15 protein-coding genes and 1 tRNA gene are annotated in these 20,017 nt (G+C 71.4%); 9 read left to right on the top strand and 7 right to left on the bottom strand.

Translation table 11 applies throughout. The features are described 5' to 3' along the window. Positions 1-22: 22 nt before the first annotated feature. The 3 genes from HJC40_RS45865 to HJC40_RS39900 all read right to left on the bottom strand — a co-directional run bounded on the left by HJC40_RS45865 (position 23) and on the right by HJC40_RS39900 (position 4,826). Positions 23-2,746, bottom strand: a complete 2,724-nt coding sequence (locus HJC40_RS45865; RefSeq protein WP_284044416.1) for a patatin-like phospholipase family protein — start codon at positions 2,744-2,746, stop codon at positions 23-25. Between the two features lie 129 nt (positions 2,747-2,875). Beyond that, entirely contained in the window at positions 2,876-3,769 is an 894-nt protein-coding gene (locus tag HJC40_RS39905) for a GIY-YIG nuclease family protein (protein ID WP_250008819.1), read from the bottom strand. Positions 3,770-3,800: 31 nt separating this feature from the next. Beyond that, entirely contained in the window at positions 3,801-4,826 is a 1,026-nt protein-coding gene (locus HJC40_RS39900; protein ID WP_250008907.1) for a LacI family DNA-binding transcriptional regulator, read from the bottom strand. 171 nt (positions 4,827-4,997) lie between these two features. On the opposite strand from HJC40_RS39900, the gene HJC40_RS39895 reads away from it, so the two are divergent. The 6 genes from HJC40_RS39895 to HJC40_RS39870 all read left to right on the top strand — a co-directional run bounded on the left by HJC40_RS39895 (position 4,998) and on the right by HJC40_RS39870 (position 12,274). Next, entirely contained in the window at positions 4,998-5,918 is a 921-nt protein-coding gene (locus HJC40_RS39895; RefSeq protein WP_250008818.1) for a carbohydrate ABC transporter permease, read from the top strand. After that, positions 5,915-6,829, top strand: a complete 915-nt coding sequence (locus HJC40_RS39890; protein WP_250008817.1) for a carbohydrate ABC transporter permease — start codon at positions 5,915-5,917, stop codon at positions 6,827-6,829. Before HJC40_RS39895 ends, HJC40_RS39890 begins: the two co-directional genes overlap by 4 nt. A gap of 22 nt (positions 6,830-6,851) precedes the next feature. Then, entirely contained in the window at positions 6,852-8,192 is a 1,341-nt protein-coding gene (locus tag HJC40_RS39885; RefSeq protein WP_250008815.1) for a sugar ABC transporter substrate-binding protein, read from the top strand. 18 nt (positions 8,193-8,210) lie between these two features. Continuing rightward, positions 8,211-10,187 carry a beta-galactosidase gene (locus HJC40_RS39880; protein ID WP_250008814.1) on the top strand — a complete coding sequence of 659 codons (1,977 nt, stop codon included), beginning with the start codon at positions 8,211-8,213 and terminating at the stop codon, positions 10,185-10,187. A gap of 84 nt (positions 10,188-10,271) precedes the next feature. Continuing rightward, positions 10,272-10,940: an endonuclease V gene (locus tag HJC40_RS39875; protein ID WP_250008813.1), complete on the top strand. Its 669-nt coding sequence runs from the start codon at positions 10,272-10,274 to the stop codon at positions 10,938-10,940. Between the two features lie 224 nt (positions 10,941-11,164). Continuing rightward, positions 11,165-12,274 (top strand): hypothetical protein, encoded by a 1,110-nt coding sequence (locus HJC40_RS39870; RefSeq protein ID WP_250008812.1) that lies wholly within the window; start codon positions 11,165-11,167, stop codon positions 12,272-12,274. A 9-nt stretch (positions 12,275-12,283) separates the two neighbouring features. Here HJC40_RS39870 and HJC40_RS39865 read toward each other — a convergent pair whose 3' ends face one another. Beyond that, complete coding sequence (locus HJC40_RS39865; protein WP_250008811.1) at positions 12,284-13,747, bottom strand: benzaldehyde dehydrogenase; 1,464 nt, start codon at positions 13,745-13,747, stop codon at positions 12,284-12,286. Positions 13,748-13,913: 166 nt separating this feature from the next. On the opposite strand from HJC40_RS39865, the gene HJC40_RS39860 reads away from it, so the two are divergent. After that, positions 13,914-15,569 (top strand): sulfatase-like hydrolase/transferase, encoded by a 1,656-nt coding sequence (locus HJC40_RS39860; RefSeq protein ID WP_250008810.1) that lies wholly within the window; start codon positions 13,914-13,916, stop codon positions 15,567-15,569. A gap of 24 nt (positions 15,570-15,593) precedes the next feature. Here the strand turns inward: HJC40_RS39860 and HJC40_RS39855 are convergent, their stop codons facing one another. Then, positions 15,594-16,376, bottom strand: coding sequence for an aminoglycoside adenylyltransferase domain-containing protein (locus HJC40_RS39855; protein WP_250008809.1), 783 nt, complete (start codon positions 16,374-16,376; stop codon positions 15,594-15,596). A gap of 206 nt (positions 16,377-16,582) precedes the next feature. Here HJC40_RS39855 and HJC40_RS39850 point away from each other — a divergent pair, with 206 nt between their 5' ends. After that, entirely contained in the window at positions 16,583-17,650 is a 1,068-nt protein-coding gene (locus HJC40_RS39850) for a glycoside hydrolase family 26 protein (protein WP_250008807.1), read from the top strand. A 19-nt stretch (positions 17,651-17,669) separates the two neighbouring features. On the opposite strand, the gene HJC40_RS39845 is transcribed toward HJC40_RS39850, so the two are convergent. Together HJC40_RS39845 and HJC40_RS39840 are read right to left on the bottom strand one after the other, a co-directional pair. Continuing rightward, positions 17,670-17,984 (bottom strand): STAS domain-containing protein, encoded by a 315-nt coding sequence (locus tag HJC40_RS39845; protein WP_250008806.1) that lies wholly within the window; start codon positions 17,982-17,984, stop codon positions 17,670-17,672. Between the two features lie 51 nt (positions 17,985-18,035). Next, positions 18,036-19,706 (bottom strand): cyclic nucleotide-binding domain-containing thioredoxin-disulfide reductase, encoded by a 1,671-nt coding sequence (locus HJC40_RS39840; RefSeq protein ID WP_250008906.1) that lies wholly within the window; start codon positions 19,704-19,706, stop codon positions 18,036-18,038. 108 nt (positions 19,707-19,814) lie between these two features. Here HJC40_RS39840 and HJC40_RS39835 point away from each other — a divergent pair. Continuing rightward, positions 19,815-19,887, top strand: a tRNA-Gly gene (locus tag HJC40_RS39835). The last annotated feature ends 130 nt before the right edge of the window (positions 19,888-20,017 follow it).

The following is a 20,017-nucleotide window of genomic DNA, read 5'->3' as shown; positions in this document are numbered from 1 at the left end:
GCATGGCAGCGGATCCGGGTTCCTACATCGGGGGTATCTGGCCGAGCCGGGGGTGCGGCCGGGGACTGCCGTCGACGATCACGCCGTCGCCGGTCCGTCCGCCGTTCACCGCCGGGACGGCCCGCGCCGCGAGGTCGTCGAACAACCCGGCGGCGCCGGTCCAGAACGACTCGTCGACCGGGCGGTACCAGTCGGCGCCGTCGCTGTAGGGGTCGAAGGCGTACGTGTTCTCGAGAGTGGTGAGATCGCCGTCGGCCCCGGCGAGGATGTGGCCGTAGGTCGCACGCCCGTCGGCCACGTCCTCCCGGATCCGTTGCAGGTTGGCCAGCGCGATGCGCAGCCGCAGCCAGCGGTACCGCCCGCCCTGGGTGTCGTCGTCGAACCGGCGGCGCAGCCGGGCGCCGGCGAGGGCGCCGCGCAGGGCGAGCGACGCGATGACCTCACGCGGCATGTAGAGGTTGGTGCCGCCCTCGTTCGGGCGCTGGCGGACCCAGGCCACTCGGCCGCGGTACCCGGGCATGCCGGTCTGCATGGTGTCCCGCCAGGACCGGGCCGTGTCGACGAGCGCCGAGACGAACGATGTCGCCGCGGGCGCGACCTCGCTGGACGGCGCCCGGGGGGCCTGCCAGTCCTGCGGCAGCCACACGTCCTGATGCGGGTGACCGTCGGGAAATCCGCCGAGGTTGAGGCCGAAGGTGGGCCAGTTGGGCAGCAGCGCGTCGAACAGGTGCACCGGGAAGTTCGAGGTGATGCCGCCGTCGGAGAACCACAACTCCTCGGCCCGGGTCCGCCGGTCGGGCCACCACCACAGGGTTTCCGGGTCGCCCTTGCGGCGGATCGGACGGCCGAAGTCGTCGCACACCTGAGCCGCGCTCATCAGCCGATACAGCCGGACCGCCTTGAACAGTCCGGGCAGCGAGACGCTGAGCCGGACGGCGAAGGCCACCGGCAGGTTCCACGGGTCGGGGAGCCGATGCAGCAGCACGTCCCGGCCGTCGGTCGTGCGGTAGGAGCGGGGCTCCGGGTCGGTCAGGGCGGTGATCACGTCGGCGTCGAAGTAGGCGTTCCCGTCGGCGGCCAGGTCGTCGAGGCAGACGTAGAGCTGTTCGCTGTCCGGGTCGTTGGGATCGGTCGGCTCGAGCGGGAAGGAGTACGGGCGCTTGCGGGTCAGGTCGGTGGTGATCAGTTCGAGGTTGACCGACCTCCGGCGGACGTCATGGGACAGCGCCCGGAGGTCCGCGGTCCGCTCCTGCCATTCCCGGTACGCTGCCGGCCAGGCCGGATCGGGCTCGGCCGGGGCCAGGGGCGACCACGGGGCCGGCTCGAATCGCGGGCCGAGCCACAGATGGCCGAAGCGCAGCACCTGTCCGTCGGGCAGGCCGGCGAGTTGGGTCAGCGCCCCGCCGAGCCACGGCATCAGCGCGGGCCCGACGGTGCATCTCGGCGTGCCGGCGAGACGTTCGGGCAGCGACCGGCGGGACGACGGCGGTTCCGCGCCGGCGACCATCCCGAAGCCGACGTCGCGGGCGCGGGCCTGGAAGCGGAAGACACTGACCGCGACGACCACGGTGATGGCGGCGGCGAGTCCGGCTCCGACGAGCGCCCCGGCGGTCCATTGCCACAACCCGAACACGGCCAGGATCACGGGCGCCGCGAACAGCGCCAGCGCCGAGATCGCGCGACTCAGCCGGGATCGCGGCGGGTCGGCCTGGACCGATGCGCTGGACACCCTCGACAGCGAAGCCAGCCAGGGCGGAGGCTGGTCGACGGCGATCCTGGGGGCCCGGACGAGAGGCAGCAACACCAGGACCCCGGCGACGAACACGAAGAACAGCGCCAGATCGGCGGAGGCCCAGACCAGCGACTGAGGGTCCGTCCAGCCGGCGGCGCCGGCGTCCCGGTCGAGCGGCGGCCATGATCCGATACGGTCACCGAGCGAGGCCGTCAGGACCACCGCGCCCGCGACGACGAGGGCCAGGACCAGCTTGGACCAGGGCCCGAAGGCCATCAGGGCGATCAGCGGGACAGCCCACAGGTGCTTGCGCATCACCGCGGTGGCCAGCGCGAAGAGACGCCGTTGCGGCCGCGCCGGGCGGAACAGCTGGGCCAGCCGGAACTCGTCCCGCTGGTGCGGGCGGTACTGCGGGCCCACCTGGCACAGCCAGCCGATGAGATCGGCCAGCCCGGCGAACCCGGCCCGCACCCGTCCGGTGGCGGAGTCCTCCTCCGCCGGGCCGGGGTCCCGTGGGCCGGGCGGCGGATAGCTGCGACCGAGTTCGGCCGCCGCGGTCGCCGCGGCGGCGATCGCGCCGGCTGACGCCCCGCCGACATTGCGGATACGCCGGGTCGTGGCTATCTCGCAGACGGCCAGCGGATAGACGACCCCCGAGGTGGTGCCGCCCCGCATCGTCAGGTCGATGCTCGTGGCGCAGTACAGCCGGCGATCGTCGGCCGACCACGCGCCGGCCGCCGCGACCGGAAGCACCTCGGACGGCGGTTGCCAGACCACCGATCCGGCCGGCGCCAGCCGGTACGTCTCGTCCAGCGCGTAGCCGCCGACCTCGGCCTCGGACAATTCGCCCCACACCCAGCGCCGGCCCTCGCCGGTCGCGGCGACCGCTTCGAGCTCCTCGTCGGGCCTCTGCGGAAGGTATTCGTCGCGGAGCAGCGCCTCGGTCACCGGCCGCCGTTCCCCGAGCAGATGTCCGAGCGCGGTGAGCGCTTCACGCGAACTTGGAACAGCCATCACAACCCCCACGGCCGCCGGATGCGATCCGCCCGGTGGGCCCCGCACGGGGTCGGCCGAGCACTACCCAGCGTGGGCGAAGCCGTCGCGCTGCGACAGCCACGTGTCACCTAACCGCCACCAGACCGGTCAGGTGAGGAGCCGGGCGAGGTTCGCGTTGCGCTCGGCGAACGCCGACCACTCCGGGGGCGTCAGGGCGAGATGACGCCGGGCGGCCGTCTGCGAGCTGGCCCGCTGCTCCCAGCGGTCGAGGCGTCCACCGCGCACCTGGAAGCGCACGAGCAACCCGTCGGCCCACCCGTAGACGTCATGGTCGGGCGGCGCCGCCAGCCGCGTGACCTTCTGCTCGGCCACGATCCACTCCACCGCCTCGAGCTCCTGCTGGATCCGCCCGGCCAGCTCGAACCCCAGGTTGGCCGAGGCCCGATCCCGCAACAGGATCAGACCCTCCCGTACGGTGGCCAGCGCGTCACCCCGGCGCCCGAGCGCCGCCTCGATCGTCGCCCGCAGGGCGGCGCCGTCGGCCGGGCCCACACCCCGGATCCGGGCCAGGTCGCGCAGCCCGCCGTCGAGCCGCTCGCCGGTGTAGCGCAGCGGCAGCACCCGCTCCAGCCCGGAGACCGCCAGCCGGGCCTGCGTCCCCCCGAGGTACGGCCCGAACACGTCCCCCGGCGACGAGCCGGGCTGCCAGTGCACGAGCTCCACCTTCGACGCCGACACACGGATGCAGAACGGCACCTCCAGACCGCCGCGAATCCGGTTCCACCGTGGCTTGGAGCGTTCCAGCAGGTTGCGTTCGAGCCAGGCCGCCTCGTGCACGGAGTCGCAGACCACCGCCTCGACCCGCTCGATCTGCGGCACCATGCGCCGCAGATGCCGCCGGTCCCGCAGATCACCCCAGTACGAGGCCACCCGGCTGCGCAGATGCGTCGCCCGCCCGACGTAGAGCACCCGCCCGGTGACGTCCCGGAACCGGTAGACCCCGGGCGCCCCCGGCAGCTCCGTGCGCCCCCGGCTCGTCATCACCGCAGGCTACAAGCCGCCCCTCGCGACGCTACGACGACGTGCCGGGGGCCGAGCCGGCCGGCGGGGCTGTGCTGGCCGGCGGGGCTGTGCTGGCCCGGGGGATCAGGGTGGTCGGGACCAGGACGGTGCCGGGCTCCACGGTGTGCCGGTTGATCTGTTCGAGCAGGCCCTGGACGCAGCGCCGCCCCACCTCGGCCCAGTCCTGGCGGACGGTGGTCAGGGGTGGCATGTAGGAACCGGCGTCGGGGATGTCGTCGAAGCCGACCACGCTGACGTCCTCGGGGACCCGCCGGCCGGCCTCGTGCAGGGCGCGCAGCACGCCCAGGGCCATCTGGTCGTTGGCCACGAAGATGGCGGTGCAGTCGGCGAGCCCGGCCAGTCGCAGTCCGGCGCGGTAGCCGGAGCCGGCCGACCAGTCGCCGTGCTCGCACGGGGGAGCAGCGCGGCCGGCCTCGTCGAGCACCGCCCGCCAGGCCTGGGCCCGCCGGGCGCTGGAGAACGATTCGTCCGGGCCGGTGACGTGCCAGACCGTCCGGTGGCCGAGCTCGAGCAGGTGGCGGACGGCCTGGCGGGCGCCGTCGGCCTGGTCGGTGTCGACGACGGGGTAGCGGTCGCCGGCGTCGGAGTCGACCACGACCACCGGTACGCCCGGCGGCAGCCGCAGGTCGGCCGCGTCGAGCAGGTGCACCTCCATGATCACGATGATGCCGTCGACGGCCAGCTCGCCGAGGCGGGTGAACGCGCCGAGCACCTCGTCCTGGGTCGGCACGGCCACCGGGATGAGCGTGATCGCGTAGCCCTCGCGGGCGGCGTGGGCGGCGATCGCCTCGACCGTCCGGCTGTTGCCGGTGGTCGCGAGTGTGAACAAAATGACACCAATAGTGCGGAACTCGCCTCGCTTCAAGGCGCGCGCGGCACTATTGGGTCGGTAACCAAGCTGTTGCATCGCGTTCAGAACTTCGCGGCGCGTCGACTCGAGGACTCCGGGGTGGCCGGTCGACACCCGGCTGACCGTCTGGGAGGAGACCCCAGCTAGACGCGCCACGTCGGCCATCGAGACGCCGCGGCGACGGTTGCTTGACGTTCGCTGCACGTGGTGAAACTATCACCCGCATGTTTACGCAAACATCACAGCCGTGAACTGAACGAAACATTGTCGAACGCGTCGGTGTGCGTCATGTTTGCGTAAACATCACGCGAGTTCGGGCCAGACAGGATGAGGCAGATGGCAGTACCACAGCTGGCGGCGCCGCCCGCCGTGTCGCCCGGCGGCGTGCGCCGCAAACGCCGCTCGTACCGGGCCTGGCAGTTCGTCGGCCCGTTCATGATCGTGTTCGCGCTGGTCTTCCTCGCGCCGATCGCGTACTCGATCTACCTGAGCCTCTACCGCAACCGGCTCATCGGCGGCAACGCGTTCGTCGGGCTGGACAACTACCGGCAGGCGCTCGAGGACTCGCAGTTCTGGTCGGCGGTCGGCCGGGTCGGGCTCTTCCTGGTCGTCCAGGTGCCGATCATGCTGTTCCTGGCGCTGCTGGTGGCGCTCGCGCTGGACAGCGGCCGCCTCTACGGCAAGAGCTTCTTCCGGGTGACGATCTTCCTCCCGTACGCGGTGCCGGCCGTCGTGGCCGCGCTGATGTGGGGCTTCATCTACGGCTCGCAGTTCGGCCTGGTCGGCAACCTCAACGACTCGCTCGGCTGGAGCCTGCCCGACCCGCTCAAGCCGAGCCTCATTCTGGCCTCGATCGGCAACATCGTGACCTGGGAGTTCATCGGCTACAACATGCTGATCTTCTATTCGGCGCTGCAGGTCGTGCCCAAGTCGCTCTACGAGTCGGCCGCGATCGACGGCGCCGGGCAGTTCCGGATCATCCGGTCGATCAAGCTGCCGGCCATCCGCGGCGCGCTCGTCATCGCCACGATCTTCTCGATCATCGGCAGCTTCCAGCTGTTCAACGAGCCGGCGATCCTGCGCAACCTGGCCCCGAACGCGATCACCACGTACTTCACGCCGAACTTCTACGCCTATTCGCTGACCTTCTCGGGCCAGCAGTTCAACTACTCCGCGGCCGTGGCCGTCGTCATGGCCGTCATCACCATGATCGTCGCCTACGTGGTGCAGCTGCGCGGGACGAAGGAGCTCGGATGACCACCACGACCGTCGAGCCCACCGTGGCCAAGGGACGGCCCCCGGTCACGCTGTCGTCGAAGAAGCGCCGTAAGGGCAGCATCACGCTGACCGTGCTCACCTCGCTGATGGCGCTCTACGCGCTGGTCCCGCTGGCCTGGTTGCTGATCAACTCGACCAAGACCCAGGACGGCCTGTTCAGCTCGTTCGGGCTGTGGTTCGACGACGGCCCGTTCGCCCTGTTCAGCAACATCGCCGACACCTTCACGTACGACGACGGGATCTTCACCCGCTGGCTGGGCAACACCCTGCTGTACGTGGTGGCCGGCGCCGGCGGAGCCACCTTCCTGGCCGTGCTGGCCGGCTACGGCCTGGCCAAGTTCGACTTCGTCGGCAAGAAGGCGGTCTTCGCGATCGTCATCGGTGCGGTGGCCGTCCCGCCGACCGCCCTCGCCGTCCCGACCTTCCTCATGTTCAGCAAGATGGGCCTGACCAACACCCCGTGGGCCGTGATCATCCCGTCGCTGATCTCGCCCTTCGGCCTGTACCTGATGTGGACCTTCGCGGCGCAGGCGATCCCGACCGAGATGCTCGAGGCGGCCCGGGTCGACGGTGCGAGCGAGTTCCGGACGTTCTTCCGGCTCAGTGTCCCGCTGCTCGCGCCCGGCATCGTCACGACGCTGCTGTTCACCATGGTCGCGACCATGAACAACTACTTCCTGCCGCTGATCATGCTGAAGGACCCCGACTGGTACCCGCTGACCGTCGGGCTCAACGCCTGGAACGCGCAGGCCGCCACGGCCGGCGGCGAGGCCGTCTTCAACCTCGTCATCACCGGCTCCCTGGTCACGATCGTCCTGCTGCTCGGCGCGTTCCTGCTGCTGCAGCGCTACTGGCAGTCCGGCCTGGCCGCCGGCGCCGTCAAGGAATAACCCTCCGAAAGGACCCGCAGAGATGTCCCGATTCCTCAAGGTGGCGGCCGTCGCTTCGGCCGCTGTCCTGGCCCTCGCCGCGTGCGGTGGCGGGGACGACGACTCGTCGTCCGCCGGCTCGTCCGGCGGCGCCACGGTCACCGACGCCCAGGTGCAGGCCGCGCTCGAGAAGGGCGGCACGCTGACGGTGTGGGCCTGGGAGCCCACGCTCAAGGACGTCGTCACCAAATTCCAGGAGAAGTACCCGAACGTCAAGGTCGACCTGGTCAACGCCGGCACCGGCGACAAGCAGTACACCGCCCTGCAGAACGCGATCGCGGCCGGCAAGGGTGTGCCGGACGTCGGGCAGATCGAGTACTACGCGCTGCCGCAGTTCGCCATCGGCAAGGCGCTGACCAACCTCGGCACGTACGGCGCCGAGAGCCTCAAGGCCGACTTCAACCCCGGCCCGTGGAACTCGGTCAACTCCGGTGGCGGCGTCTACGGCCTCCCGATGGACTCGGGCCCGATGGCGCTCTACTACAACAAGGAAGTCTTCGACAAGTACAAGATCGAGGTCCCCAAGACCTGGACGGAGTACCTGGACGCCGCGCGCAAGCTGCACAAGGCCGACCCGAAGGCGTACATCACCAACGACACCGGCGACGCGGGCTTCACCACCAGCATGATCTGGCAGGCCGGGGGCAAGCCGTACCAGGTCGACGGCACCAACGTCACGATCAACTTCAACGACCCGGGCTCGCAGGAGTTCGTGAAGGTGTGGCAGACGTTGATCAGCGAGAAGCTGCTCGCGCCGATCAGCTCGTGGAGCGACCAGTGGTTCCAGGGCATCGGCAACGGCTCGATCGCCTCGCTGGCCACCGGCGCCTGGATGCCGGCCAACTTCGTCTCCAGCGCCCCCGGCGGCTCGGGCAAGTGGCGTGCGGCCGAGCTCCCGCAGTGGACCGCCGGCAGCAACGCCAGCGCGGAGAACGGCGGCAGCTCGCTGGCGATCATGGACAAGGGCGCCAACAAGGAGCTCGCGTACGGGTTCCTGAAGTACGCCAACGACGGTGACGGCGTGCAGATCCGCGTCGACGGCGGCGCGTTCCCGGCCACCAGCAAGACCCTGGCCGACCCCGAGTGGCTGGGCACCGAGTTCAAGTACTTCGGCGGTCAGAAGGCCAACGAGATCTTCGCCAAGTCGGCCCAGAACGTCGTCACCGGCTGGTCGTACCTGCCCTTCCAGGTCTACGCGAACAGCGTCTTCAACGACACCGTGGGTAAGGCGTACGTCTCGGACACCACGCTCACCGACGGTCTGAAGGCCTGGCAGGACCAGTCCACCAAGTACGGCAACGAGCAGGGCTTCACCGTCAAGTAATCCTCCCTGGGAGATTTTGTGCAGAACCCCCGTTGGTTGCGCCGGGCCGGAGACCCCCGTCTCGAGTACGGCGCCGACTACAACCCCGAGCAGTGGCCCCGCGAGGTGTGGGACGAGGACGTGCGCGCCATGCGCGAGGCCGGCGTCACGATCGTCTCGCTCGGCATCTTCTCGTGGGCGCGACTCGAGAGATCCGAGGGCGTGTACGACTTCGGGTGGCTCGACGAGGCGATCGATCTGTTGCACGCCAACGGGATCGCGGTCGATCTGGCCACGGCGACGGCCTCGCCGCCGCCGTGGCTGACCACCCGGCACCCCGAGATCCTCCCGGTCGACCAGCACGGCAACACGATCTGGCCGGGCGGCCGCCAGCACTGGCGGCCGACCTCGCCGATCTTCCGCACGTACGCGCTGCGCCTGGTCCGCGAGATCGCCACCCGGTACGGCGACCACCCGGCCGTCGTCGCCTGGCACGTCAGCAACGAGCTGGGCTGCCACAACGTGTACGACTACTCGGACGACGCCGCGGCCGCGTTCCGGGTCTGGCTCCGCCGGCGCTACGCGTCGATCGACGAGCTGAACGAGGCGTGGGGCGCGGCCTTCTGGTCGCAGTGGTATTCGGACTTCGAGGAGATCCTGCCGCCGCGGCAGGCGGCCACGCACCCCAACCCGACGCAGCAGCTCGACTTCAAGCGTTTCTCGTCCGACGCGCTCAAGGACTACCTGCGGGCCGAGCGGGACCTGCTGCGCGAGATCACGCCGGACGTGCCGGTGACCACGAACTTCATGGTCATGGGCGAGACCAAGGGCATGGACTACGCCGACTGGGCGGCCGAGGTCGACTTCATCGCCAACGACCACTACCGCCTGCCCGGTGAGCAGACGCTCGACGAGCTGTCGTTCTCGGCCAACCTCACCGGCAACCTGGCCGGCGGCCGGCCGTGGTTCCTGATGGAGCACTCCACCTCGGCGGTCAACTGGCAGCCGATCAACCTGGCCAAGAAGCCGGGCGAGCTGGCCCGCGACTCGCTCACCCACGTCGCCCACGGCGCCGACGCGGTCTGCTTCTTCCAGTGGCGGCAGTCCCGCGCGGGCGCCGAGAAGTACCACTCGGCCATGTACCCGCACGCCGGCACGGACTCCGAGCTGTTCCGGGACGTCGTCTCGCTCGGCTCGGCCCTGCGCTCGCTCGCGGACGTGGCCGGCTCGCCGCGCACGCCTGCGAAGGCGGCCATCCTCTTCGACTGGACGTCGTGGTGGGCGGTCGAGCAGGACTCGCACCCGACCGGGAAGCTGCGCTACCGCCAGGAGGCCCTGGACTGGTACACGGCGTTCCTCGACCTGGGCGTCCGGGCCGACGTCATCCCGGCCGGGGCCCCGCTCGACGGGTACGACGTCGTGGTGGCCCCGATCCTGCACGTGGTCCCGGCGCCGCTGGCCGCGCGTCTCACCGCGTACGTCGAGGCCGGCGGGCACCTGGTGACCACGTACTTCTCCGGGATCGTCGACGAGAACGACCACGTGTGGCTGGGCGGCTACCCCGGCAGCCTGCGGGAGCTGCTCGGCCTGCGCGTCGCCGAGTTCGGGCCGCTGCTCGAGGGCGACACCGCCGAGCTCGACAACGGCCTGACCGGCACGCTGTGGACCGACCGGATCGACGTGACCGGGCCGGACACGGTGGTGCTGGCCTCGTACAAGACCGGCGACCAGGCCGGCCGCCCGGCCATCACCCGCCGCGCGGTGGGCGACGGCTCGGCCTCGTACGTCTCGACCCGCCTCGGCCCGGCCGGACTCGCGCCGGTGCTGGGCGAGCTGCTGTCGCAGGCCGGCGTGACCAGCGAGCTGCCCGCCGAGCTGCGGGGCCAGGTCGAGCTGACCCTCCGCGGCACGACCCGGTTCGTCATCAACCGCACCGAGGAACCGGTTGACATCACCGCCCTCGGCGGCGCCGACCGCACTCTCACCGCCAGGGGAGTGGCGGTGCTCCGCGCCTGAGTCCCAGCCAGGCGCACAAGGCGGCCCGGTGGCAGCGACGACTCGCCGCCACCGGGCCGCTTCGTCGTCCCGTACCGTGCGGGAGTGCCGTCCTTCCGCCAGCCCGCCGACGCCGCCGAGGCCGAACTGATCCAGGACGAGCTGCGTGAGCGTCTGGTCCTCCCGTCGGCGCCGATCGCGCTGCCCCGCACGGTGGTCGGGCTCGACGTCACGTACGCGGTGGGCTCGTCCCGGGCGGTCGCCGCGGCCGTGGTCGTCGACGTGGCCACGCTGGCCGTCGAGGAGGCCGTGACCGTCGAGGGCGAGGCCACCTTCCCGTACGTGCCCGGTCTGCTGGCCTTTCGCGAGGTGCCGCTGCTGCTGGCCGCCCTGGAGCGCCTGTCCGCGCCGCCCGCCCTGCTCCTCTGCGACGGCTACGGCCTGGCCCACCCGCGGCGCCTCGGTCTGGCCAGCCACCTCGGCGTGCTGCTCGACCTGCCGTCCTTCGGCGTCGCCAAGACCGCCTTCATCGGCGCCGCCGCCGACCCCGGCCCCGGACGCGGCGAGTCGTCCGAGCTGGTCGACAACGGCGAGGTCGTCGGCCGCGTCGTGCGCACGCAGTCCGGGGTGAAGCCGGTCTTCGTCTCGGCCGGCCACCGCATCGGCCTGGCCGACTGCGCCGAGCTGACCGTCCGGCTCAGCGGTCGCTATCGCATCCCCGAACCGACCCGCCAGGCCGACATCCTTTCCCGGAGCGTTCTCCGTTCCGGGTGATCCTGCTCCGCCACCCGACCGGGTGAATGGTCGCGGAATGGCCGCACCGCGGCTCGGGATCGGTCGGCTCGGCCGCTCCTGCCTGCGGCGATGCTGTGATCGGCGCCGGTCGTTCGATGATCCTCGGACACAAGGTCACAGCTCGTACACAATGCATTGAAAGCCGCCACCCGGGTTCGCGAAACACGTTGTGCTGACGGAAACCACCGCGCTGAGGGGGCGGCATGGCACGACGCGTGTTTGTTCATATCGGCGCGCCCAAGACGGGCAGCACCTATGTGCAGAATGTGCTCTGGGGCAACGTCGAAGCCCTTTCCCAGGCCGGCATCCTGCTGCCCGGCAAGTTCTCGGCCCACGACGAGGCCATGGCCGACCTGCGCGAGCTCAACTGGCACGCGACGCCGGCCTGGTCGTGGGACCGGCTGGCCGCGAAGGCCGCGGCGTGGCCGGGCGACGTGGTGATCACCAACGAAGGGCTGGGCGCGGCCACCAGCGCCCAGGCGGCTCGGGCAGTGCGCAGCCTGCAGCCGGCCGAGGTGCACATCCTGGTGGCAGCCCGCGATCTGTGGCGGACGTTCCCGTCGATGTGGCAGCAGAGCATCCGGTCGCGCAGTGTCTGGAGCTTCGAGGACTTCATCGGCGCGGTCGAGCGGGGCCGGTTCGAGGACTTCTGGGAGCACTACACGGCCAACCGGATGCTGCGCCGCTGGGGCGACCTGGTGCCGGCCGGCCACCGCCACCTGATCACGGTGCCCGGGGCGGGCGCTCCCCGGGACACGCTGTGGCGGCGTTTCGCCGAGGTGATCGGCATCCCCGACGGCGTCTGCGACCTCGACGTGGTGGGTGGCGTCAACACCTCGCTGGGCGCGGCCGAGGTCGAGGTGCTGCGCCGGGTCAACAAGGCGCTGGGCGACCGCTATCCGCACCGCGCGCCCTACCAGCGGGCCGTGCAGCGTCACCTGGTCGACGCGGTGCTCAAGAACCGGACGAACGACCTGCGGTTCGGCGTCGGCCCGGAGCGCGCCGAGTGGGTGCTCGACCTGGCCGAACAGCAGATCAAGGACCTGGACGACTATCCCTGCGAGGTGGTCGGCGACCTGGCCGAGCTGCGCCCGGTCGATCCGGCGCCGCAGCCCTCACCCGCCCAGGTGCGCCAGGATCAGCTTCTCGACACCGCCATCGAGACGATCATCGGCATGATCACGCACGCCGAGCAGTTGCACGGCCTCGTGCCCGAGCCGCGGCTCAGCTCGATCGAACGCCTGCGCCGCCGGGCCGCCGGCAAGGTGAAACGGGGCCTCCAGCGCGTGAAGGCCCCCCAGCAGCGGCGCTGAGACTCCCGCTCAGAACGGGTAGGTCGCGGCCTGGCTTCGTACGGTGATCCAGCGCGTCTCGGTGAAGGCCTCGATGTTGGCCTGGGCGCCGCCGAACCGGGAGCCCGTGCCCGACCCGCCGATCCCGCCGAAGGGGGCGTTGGCCTCGTCGTTCACCGTCTGGTCGTTGATGTGGGCGATGCCCGTCGGGATGCGGTCGGCCAGTTCCACGCCGCGCATCGCGTCGCGGGTGACGATGCCCAGCGACAGTCCGTACTCGGAGTCGCCGGCCAGGGCGACGGCCTCGTCGAGGGTGCCGAAGCGGGCCACCGGGGCCACCGGCCCGAAGATCTCCTCGGTGAACGCGGGGGTCGAAGCGGTGACGCCGGCCAGCACCGTCGGGCGGTAGAAGAGCCGGTCGTAGTCGCCGCCGGCGGCCACCCGGACGTCGCCGCCCACGCTCGAGGTGACGAGGCCGTGGATCTTGTCGCGCTGGCCGGCGTCGATGACCGGGCCCAGGGCGACCTGGTCGCGGGCCGGATCGCCGACCGGGAGCTTGGCCGCCTTGTCGGCCAGGCGCTCCACGAAGTCGTCGTAGAGACTCTCGTGGACGAGGTGACGGCCCGTCGTCATGCAGATCTGGCCCTGGTGGAACCAGCTGCCCCAGGCGGCCAGGTTGACCGCCGTGTCCACGTCGGCGTCCGACAGCACCACCAGCGCCGAGTTGCCGCCGAGCTCGAGGTGGGCGCGCTTGAGGTGGCTCCCGGCCAGCTCGCCCACGCGGCGCCCGGCCGGCGTCGAGCCGGTGAACGAGATCACCGGCACCCGGGGATCGGTCACCACGGCCTCGCCGACGTCGCGGCCGCCGGGCAGCACCTGCAGCAGGCCGTCGGGCAGCCCGGCCTCCCGGAACAGGGCCGCCAGGACGACGCCGCCGGTCACCGCCGTCCGCGGGTCGGGCTTGAGCAGGACCGCGTTGCCCAGCGCGAGAGCCGGCGCGACCGAGCGGATGGCCAGGATGATGGGCACGTTGAACGGCGCGATGACCCCGACCACGCCGACCGGGTAGCGCCGGGTCATCGACAGGCGCGGCTCCCCCGACGGGATCAGCTCGCCGTACGGGCGGCCCGGCAGCGACGACGCCTCCCAGCACTCCTGCTCGGCGGTGTGCACGGCGAACGCGGCCATGCCGGGGACCGCGCCGACCTCGCGGACGTTCCACCAGGCGATCTCCTCGGCGTGCTCGGCCCACAGCCCGGCGGCCCGGCGCAGCACCGCGGCCCGCTCGACGTGCGGCCGGGCGGCCCACTCGCGCTGGGCGACGGCGGCGGAGCGCGCGGCCGCGGCCACGTCGCCGGGAGTCGCCAGGGCCAGCTGGCCCAGCGTGTCGCCGGTGGCCGGCTCGATCACGTCGATGGTCTCGCCGCTGCCGGCCCGCCAGGCGCCGTCGGTGAAGATCAGTTCGTTCCGGTGAGCCTCGTCGAGCAGCGCCATCGGGTGCTCCCTTCCTTGCCTGCGGCGACCGGAGATCGCGTGCAGCGACTGTAGGCACTATGTGTCGCGCATATCAACGGCGTGTTTCCGGTCCCGGGCGCTGAACCTTGGGCGGCTCCGATCCGTATCCGAGGGAGGCCACACCCTCGAACCGGGAGTTTCCGCTTTGCCGAAGATCCGTCGCCTTCTCGGCGGCCTCCTGACCGTGGCCGCGGCCGCACTGATCGTCACCGCGCTGGTGGTCCCCGACGCGATCGCCCGCACCAAGGCCGGCGCGTTCCTGCCGGGCGCCTTCCTGCGGCTGCCGATCGAGGCCATCCTCGCCGCGGCGGTGGTGCTGGCCCTGCCGGTCCGGTGGCGCAGACCGTTCGCGGCGGTGTTCGGGCTCGGCCTCGCGGTGCTGGTCGTCTTCAAGATCGCCAACGCCGGTTTCCGTACGGTCCTCGGCCGCAAGTTCGACCCGGTGCTCGACACCCCGCTGCTGCGCGACGGCTACAACGCGCTGACCGAGACCGACGGCCGCACCTACGCCAACCTCGCGGTGGCCGGCGCCGTCGTGCTGATGGTCGTCCTGGTCGCCACCCTGATCATGTCTGCGGTGCGGCTGGCCGGGGTCGGCACCCGGCACGCGCTCCCGGCGAAGCGGGTGCTGGCCGGTCTGAGCGCGGCCTGGGTGGCGCTCGCGCTGAGCGGGCTGACGCTGTTCCCGAACGCGCCGGTTGCCTCCGACTCGGCGATCAAGCTGGCCAAGTCGACCGTCCGGCAGGTGCCGTTGACGATCCGGGACGAGCGGCAGTTCGCCTCGGCGGTGCGCCACGACCCGTACGCCGCGGTGCCGGCCAAGGATCTGGTCTCGGGTCTGCAGGGCAAAGACGTGATCATCGGCGTCGTGGAGAGCCTCGGGCACAGCTCGCTGACCGATCCCGGCATGTCGGCGATCGTCAACCCGGCGCTCGACGCGGCGAACGCGAAGCTGGGCGCGGCCGGTTTCCACTCGCGCACCGGGTGGCTGACCTCCTCGACCTACGGCGGCGGCAGCTGGCTGGCCCACGGCTCGTTCCAGTCCGGGCTGTGGGTCACCTCGCAGCGCCGCTACGACGAGATGGTCAGCGGCGACCGGCTGACCCTGACCCGGGCGTTCAAGCAGGCCGGGTGGCAGACCGCCGGCATGGAACCGGGCAACACCAAGGACTGGCCCGAGGCCGGCTTCTACGGCTACGACAAGGTGTTCGACTCGCGGAACATGGGCTACAAAGGACCCGACTTCGGCTGGTCGCGGATGCCCGACCAGTTCGTGCTGGACAAGTTCCAGCGGGAGGTCAACGCCAAGGCCACCAAGCCGCTGATGGCCGAGATCACGCTGACGTCGAGCCACGAGCCGTGGACGCACATCCCGTCGATGGTGCCGTGGGACGCGATCGGCGACGGCAAGGTCTTCGAGCCGCAGGTCGCCACCGCGCCCCCGCGCAGCGACCTGTGGTCCGATCCGGTCAAGACCCAGGCCGCGTACGCCAGGACGCTCGCCTACTCGGTCGACAGCCTCACCTCGTGGGCCACCGAGTACGGCGACAAGAACACGGTGCTCATCATGTTCGGCGACCACCAGCCGATGTCCATCATCACCGGCCGCAACGCCAGCCACGACGTGCCGGTGTCGGTCATCGCCAAGGACCCGGCCGTGCTCGACCGGATAGCGTCCTGGGGCTGGACCGACGGCCTGCGCCCGGCCGCGAACGCCCCGATCTGGCGGATGGACCAGTTCCGCGACAAGTTCTTCGCGGCCTACGGCAGCGCGCCCGGGGTGGCGCTCGGCCCGCGCTGAGACCCTCGGCGTGGCGAGCCCCGGCTACCGGGCGGTGTGGCGGAGGGCGGTCTCGAGCAGGACGGCCAGGCCGGGCTCGTCGACGACCGCGGCGGGGTCACCCTCGTACTGTCGCAGGGCCTGCCGCACTGCGGACAGCGACGGGTCCCGGGCCAGTACCCAGCGGGCGGCGTCGGTCTTGGGGGAGTGGACGCGCTCGGCGGCGAACTGCCAGATGCGGCACGCGGTCAGCACCATGAAGGCGGCGTGGGCGGTGTCGCCGGTCAGGCTTTGCCAGGTCCGGAGCCAGTGGCGGCCGCGGGCGACCACCCACTCGGCCGGGACCGGGGCCAGGACGCCGGGCGCTCCGGTTAGAACCACACCGTCCTGCCGGGCCATCGACAACTCGGCGGGCAGGTCGGGCCAGGCCGGGCGGCGGCGTTCGACCTCGAGGCCGGGCTCGCCGCAGTGGCGGCCGACGAGCAGTTCGAGCGGCGGCTCGGCCGAGGGGCGACGCGCCACCTCGGCGGTCACGACGTGCAGGTCCAGGCCGGCCGCCTCGCCGAGGGCGGCGTCGCCTGCCAGCCGTACGAGGGAATCCGCCTGGTCGTCGGTGAGCGGGCCCTCGGCGACGGCGAGCAGGTCGAGGTCGCTCACGCCGGGCCGGAAGCCGCCCGCCGCCAGCGAGCCGTGCAGGATCACCGATCGGCAGCCCGGACCGAGGATGTCGGCGACGGCCCGGCCGAGAGCGGCCGCGTCCGGCATGGTTCCGCGTGGCCGGTCAGTCGTCGTTCCCGGCTCCCGGCGTCGTTCCGTCGCGTCCGTCATGCCGTCGAATGCTACGGAGCGGGAGCCTGCTCGGGCCGGAAAGCTCAACCCGCCCCCGTTGCGGCCGATCGCACCGGCCGAGGCGCCGGAGACCGGCGGATTGGCGCAACCCGTCCGCACCGCGACGGGCACGGGCGGCGCACCCGGCGCCCGGGAATCTCTTCTCATGCCCGGCGGACAACGGCCGGACAACAGGGGGAGATTCGATGCTTCGTCAGACCGTGTACTCGCTGGCCGCACTCGTCGCCGGGGTTGGCGCCGCGTTCGCAGCCGGCCCGGCCACGGCCCAGGCCGCCACCACGCTCGCGCCCGCGCCCGCCGCGGTTGCCCGGAAGTGTGTGACGGACGCGAAGCTCGTGCCCAGCTGCGGCGTGCTGTGGGGCGCCGCCGCGGGCGGGTTCACGAACCGGCCGCGCGACCTCGAGCACAAGAACTGGGAGAAGCTCAGCGGTCGTACCGCGACGATCTTCCACACGTACCACAAGGGCGACGAGAAGTTCCCGACCGCGGCCGAGATCGCCATGGTGCGCGAGCCGGGCAAGCCGCGGGTGCTGCTGCTCAACTGGCGCGTCGAGTACGGCTCGACCTGGGCGAACGTGGCCTCGGGCAAACTCGACGCGCGGATCGACGCGTTCGCGGCCCGGGTCAAGGCGACGCTGCCGGAGAAGTTCTTCCTCGTGCTCAACCACGAGCCGGAGGACGACGTGCGTACGGCCGCCGGCTCGGGCATGACGGCCAAGGACTTCGCGGCCTCCTACCGCCACGTGATCAAGCGGCTGAAGTCCAAGGGCCTCGGCAACATGGTCAACGTCGTCGCCTACATGGGCAACGAGAAGTGGATGGCCCAGTCGTGGTGGAAGGACCTCTACCCGGGTGACGACGTCGTCGACTGGATCGGCCTGGACTCGTACGTCAGCGCCGAGCAGAACTACTACCACGCCGGCGTCTTCGCCGACCTGCTCGACCGCCGGGCCAGGGGAGGTGAGGGCTTCTATTCCTGGGCGACCACCAAGCACGCCTCGAAGCCGCTGATGGTGGCCGAGTGGGGCGCCTACCACCGCATCGGCAAGGTCGTCGACAAGTCGAAGCAGTTCACCAGCGTGCTGCCCGAGCTGGCCAAGCGGCCGCAGGTGAAGGCGATCGTCTACTTCGACACGAAGAAGGACATGTTCGGCGACCGCGACATCAGCATCGACAGCGCGCCGTCGAGCCTGGCCGCGTTCCGCAAGCTCGCCGCCAGCCCGACGTTCAACGTCCAGCTCAAGCTCAAGTAGGGCCCGTTCTCAAAACGCCTCAGAGGCCGAAGACGTGACCGAGCCCGGTCACCTCGATCGCCTTGCGGACCGGCGGCGACGGCTCGGCCAGTGTCATGGTCACGCCGGTCGCCGCCGCGCTGTTTCGGGCGCTCACCAGGGCGCCCAGCCCGTACGAGTCGATGAAGTCGAGACCGGCCACGTCGATCCGCAGGTAGCGGCAGGCGGGGTCGGCGGCGATCCCGGCGAGCTGATCGCGGACGGCGTCGGCGCGGTCGAGATCCAGCTCACCGCTCAGTGTGGCGACGACCAGACCGTCCGCGTCGGCCGGTTCGTACACAAGCGTGGCGTCCATCGGCATTGGCCAGATGCTACCCGGAGGCGGCCAGAACAGCACAGCGAGAGATCATCGAGGGCGAGGCGCCGGCACCGCCGCGAACGCCAGCGCCTGGTGGACCGAACGCACCGCGCTGGCCCCCTCGCCCACCGCCGCCGCCACCCTCTTCATCGACGACCACCGCACGTCCCCGGCCGCGAACACCCCCGGCACGCTGGTCTCGAACGGCAGCGGCCCGCGTCCCACGCCGGTCCACCGGTCGCCGAGCTGCCCGTCGGTCGGCACGAACCCCTTGTCGTCCAGCGCCACCCCGGTCAGCCAGCCGGTGGCCGGGGCGGCCCCGATGAAACAGAACAGCCCGAAACACCCGCACGGGTGGTCGTCGGCGCCCGCGGTCAGCGTGACCTCCTCGAGGCGGTGGGTCCCGGCCAGCGCGGTCACCCGCGTCGAGGTCCGCACGGTGATCCGCGGATCGGCCCGGATGCGCTCCACGAGGTAGCTCGACATGTCCTTGGCGAGGTCGGGACCGCGTACGGCGAGGGTCACCTGGCCGGCCTGCTGGGCCAGATAGATCGCCGCCTGCCCGGCCGAGTTGGCTCCGCCGACCACCGTCACCGGGAGCCCGGCCACCGCGCGCGCCTCCAGGTCGGTCGCGGCGTAGTAGATGCCCGACCCGACGAAGTCCGACCACCGGTCCAACGGCAGATTCCGGTACGCCGCCCCGGTCGCGATCAGCACGGCCCGGGTGACGATCTCGGTGCCGTCGACCAGCGTGAGCACGTGTCCCTCGTCCGAGGTACGCATGGACACCACCGCACACGGGCTGGCCAGGTGCGCGCCGAACTTCAGCGCCTGCACGACCGCCCGCGCCGCCAGCTGCTCGCCGCTGAGCCCGAACGGGAAGCCCAGGTAGTTCTCGATGCGCGAGCTGGCCGCGGCCTGCCCGCCGGTCGCGACCGCGTCGAGCAGCACGGTCTCGAGGCCTTCGGAGGCGCCGTAGACCGCGGCGGCCAGCCCGGCCGGGCCGGCGCCCACGATGGTCAGGTCGGCCACCCCGTCCGGGGTACGCCGATAGGTCAGTCCCAGCCGATGGCTGAGGGCGCGCGGTTCGACCTGGCGCAACGTCGCCTGCGGCATGACCGCCGCGGGCAGGTCGGCCTCGGTCAGCCCGGCCGCCGCGGCTTCCACCCGGCCCTCAGCGGTGTTCTGCTCGATCCAGCGGTGCGGCAGGTCCTGCCGGATCAGGAACGTCCGCAGCGCCATCCCGACCCCGGTGGCCTCGTCCGCGATGATCTCGAGGTTGCGGCCGGCCCGCTGCACCAGCAGCCGGCGGCGGGCCAGGAACGCCCGCAGCAGCAGGTCGCTCAGCTCGGCGTCCTGGGCCATGAGCAGCCGGAACTGCCGGGCCGGCACCCGGTGCACGAGCCCGGCGGCGGCGACGCGCGCCCGCAGGATGCGGGACTGCCCGGTGAGCAGGTTGAGCTCCCCGACGAACTGCCCGGGCCCGGCGCGCAGGATCGGCTCGCCGTCGAGGTCGTCCTGCAGCACCTCGATCCCGCCGGACTCGACGAGCAGCAGGTCGGCGTCGTCGTCGCCCACGTCGAACACGATCCGGCCCTCGTCGACCCGCTCCGGCCGGCCGTAGGCGGCCGCCCGCGCGAACTGTGCCTCGTCGAGCGTGCGGAACGCCGCCTGCGCGAGTTCCTCGAACTGGTCCCCGAGCTCGGGGAAGGGCGACATGACCACCCGGCCGATGCTGCCAGCCGGGCTGGGCCGGAACAATCCGTCAGTTGACTGGTGGGGCGGTCGCGCATCGGCCCGCGCCGATCCGGTATGGTTTCCCTCAACGCGGACGTAGCGCAGCTGGTAGCGCATCACCTTGCCAAGGTGAGGGTCGCGGGTTCGAATCCCGTCGTCCGCTCTCTGTGATGTCTCAAGACATCGGAAACCCCTGAACCCGCGGTTGTGGGTTCAGGGGTTTTTCTTTTTCGGTGTGGGTCCGGGTGGCCGGCCGGTGGGTTGGTAGCGCTTGGTGGGGTCGAGGACGAGTT

The sequence above is a fragment of the Actinoplanes sp. M2I2 genome (assembly GCF_023544445.1).
Taxonomy (GTDB): domain Bacteria; phylum Actinomycetota; class Actinomycetes; order Mycobacteriales; family Micromonosporaceae; genus Actinoplanes.
This window is presented reverse-complemented; position numbering and strand designations above follow the sequence as displayed.

Bases quoted from the DNA above. Each gene is read 5' to 3' on its own strand.
- HJC40_RS39885 (WP_250008815.1), top strand. From the start codon at position 6,852: ATGTCCCGATTCCTCAAGGTGGCGGCCGTCGCTTCGGCCGCTGTCCTG.
- HJC40_RS39845 (WP_250008806.1), bottom strand. From the start codon at position 17,984: ATGGACGCCACGCTTGTGTACGAACCGGCCGACGCGGACGGTCTGGTC.
- HJC40_RS39850 (WP_250008807.1), top strand. From the start codon at position 16,583: ATGCTTCGTCAGACCGTGTACTCGCTGGCCGCACTCGTCGCCGGGGTT.
- HJC40_RS39890 (WP_250008817.1), top strand. From the start codon at position 5,915: ATGACCACCACGACCGTCGAGCCCACCGTGGCCAAGGGACGGCCCCCG.
- HJC40_RS39840 (WP_250008906.1), bottom strand. From the start codon at position 19,706: ATGTCGCCCTTCCCCGAGCTCGGGGACCAGTTCGAGGAACTCGCGCAG.
- HJC40_RS39865 (WP_250008811.1), bottom strand. From the start codon at position 13,747: ATGGCGCTGCTCGACGAGGCTCACCGGAACGAACTGATCTTCACCGAC.
- HJC40_RS39900 (WP_250008907.1), bottom strand. From the start codon at position 4,826: ATGGCCGACGTGGCGCGTCTAGCTGGGGTCTCCTCCCAGACGGTCAGC.
- HJC40_RS45865 (WP_284044416.1), bottom strand. From the start codon at position 2,746: ATGGCTGTTCCAAGTTCGCGTGAAGCGCTCACCGCGCTCGGACATCTG.
- HJC40_RS39895 (WP_250008818.1), top strand. From the start codon at position 4,998: ATGGCAGTACCACAGCTGGCGGCGCCGCCCGCCGTGTCGCCCGGCGGC.
- HJC40_RS39870 (WP_250008812.1), top strand. From the start codon at position 11,165: ATGGCACGACGCGTGTTTGTTCATATCGGCGCGCCCAAGACGGGCAGC.
- HJC40_RS39855 (WP_250008809.1), bottom strand. From the start codon at position 16,376: ATGACGGACGCGACGGAACGACGCCGGGAGCCGGGAACGACGACTGAC.
- HJC40_RS39905 (WP_250008819.1), bottom strand. From the start codon at position 3,769: ATGACGAGCCGGGGGCGCACGGAGCTGCCGGGGGCGCCCGGGGTCTAC.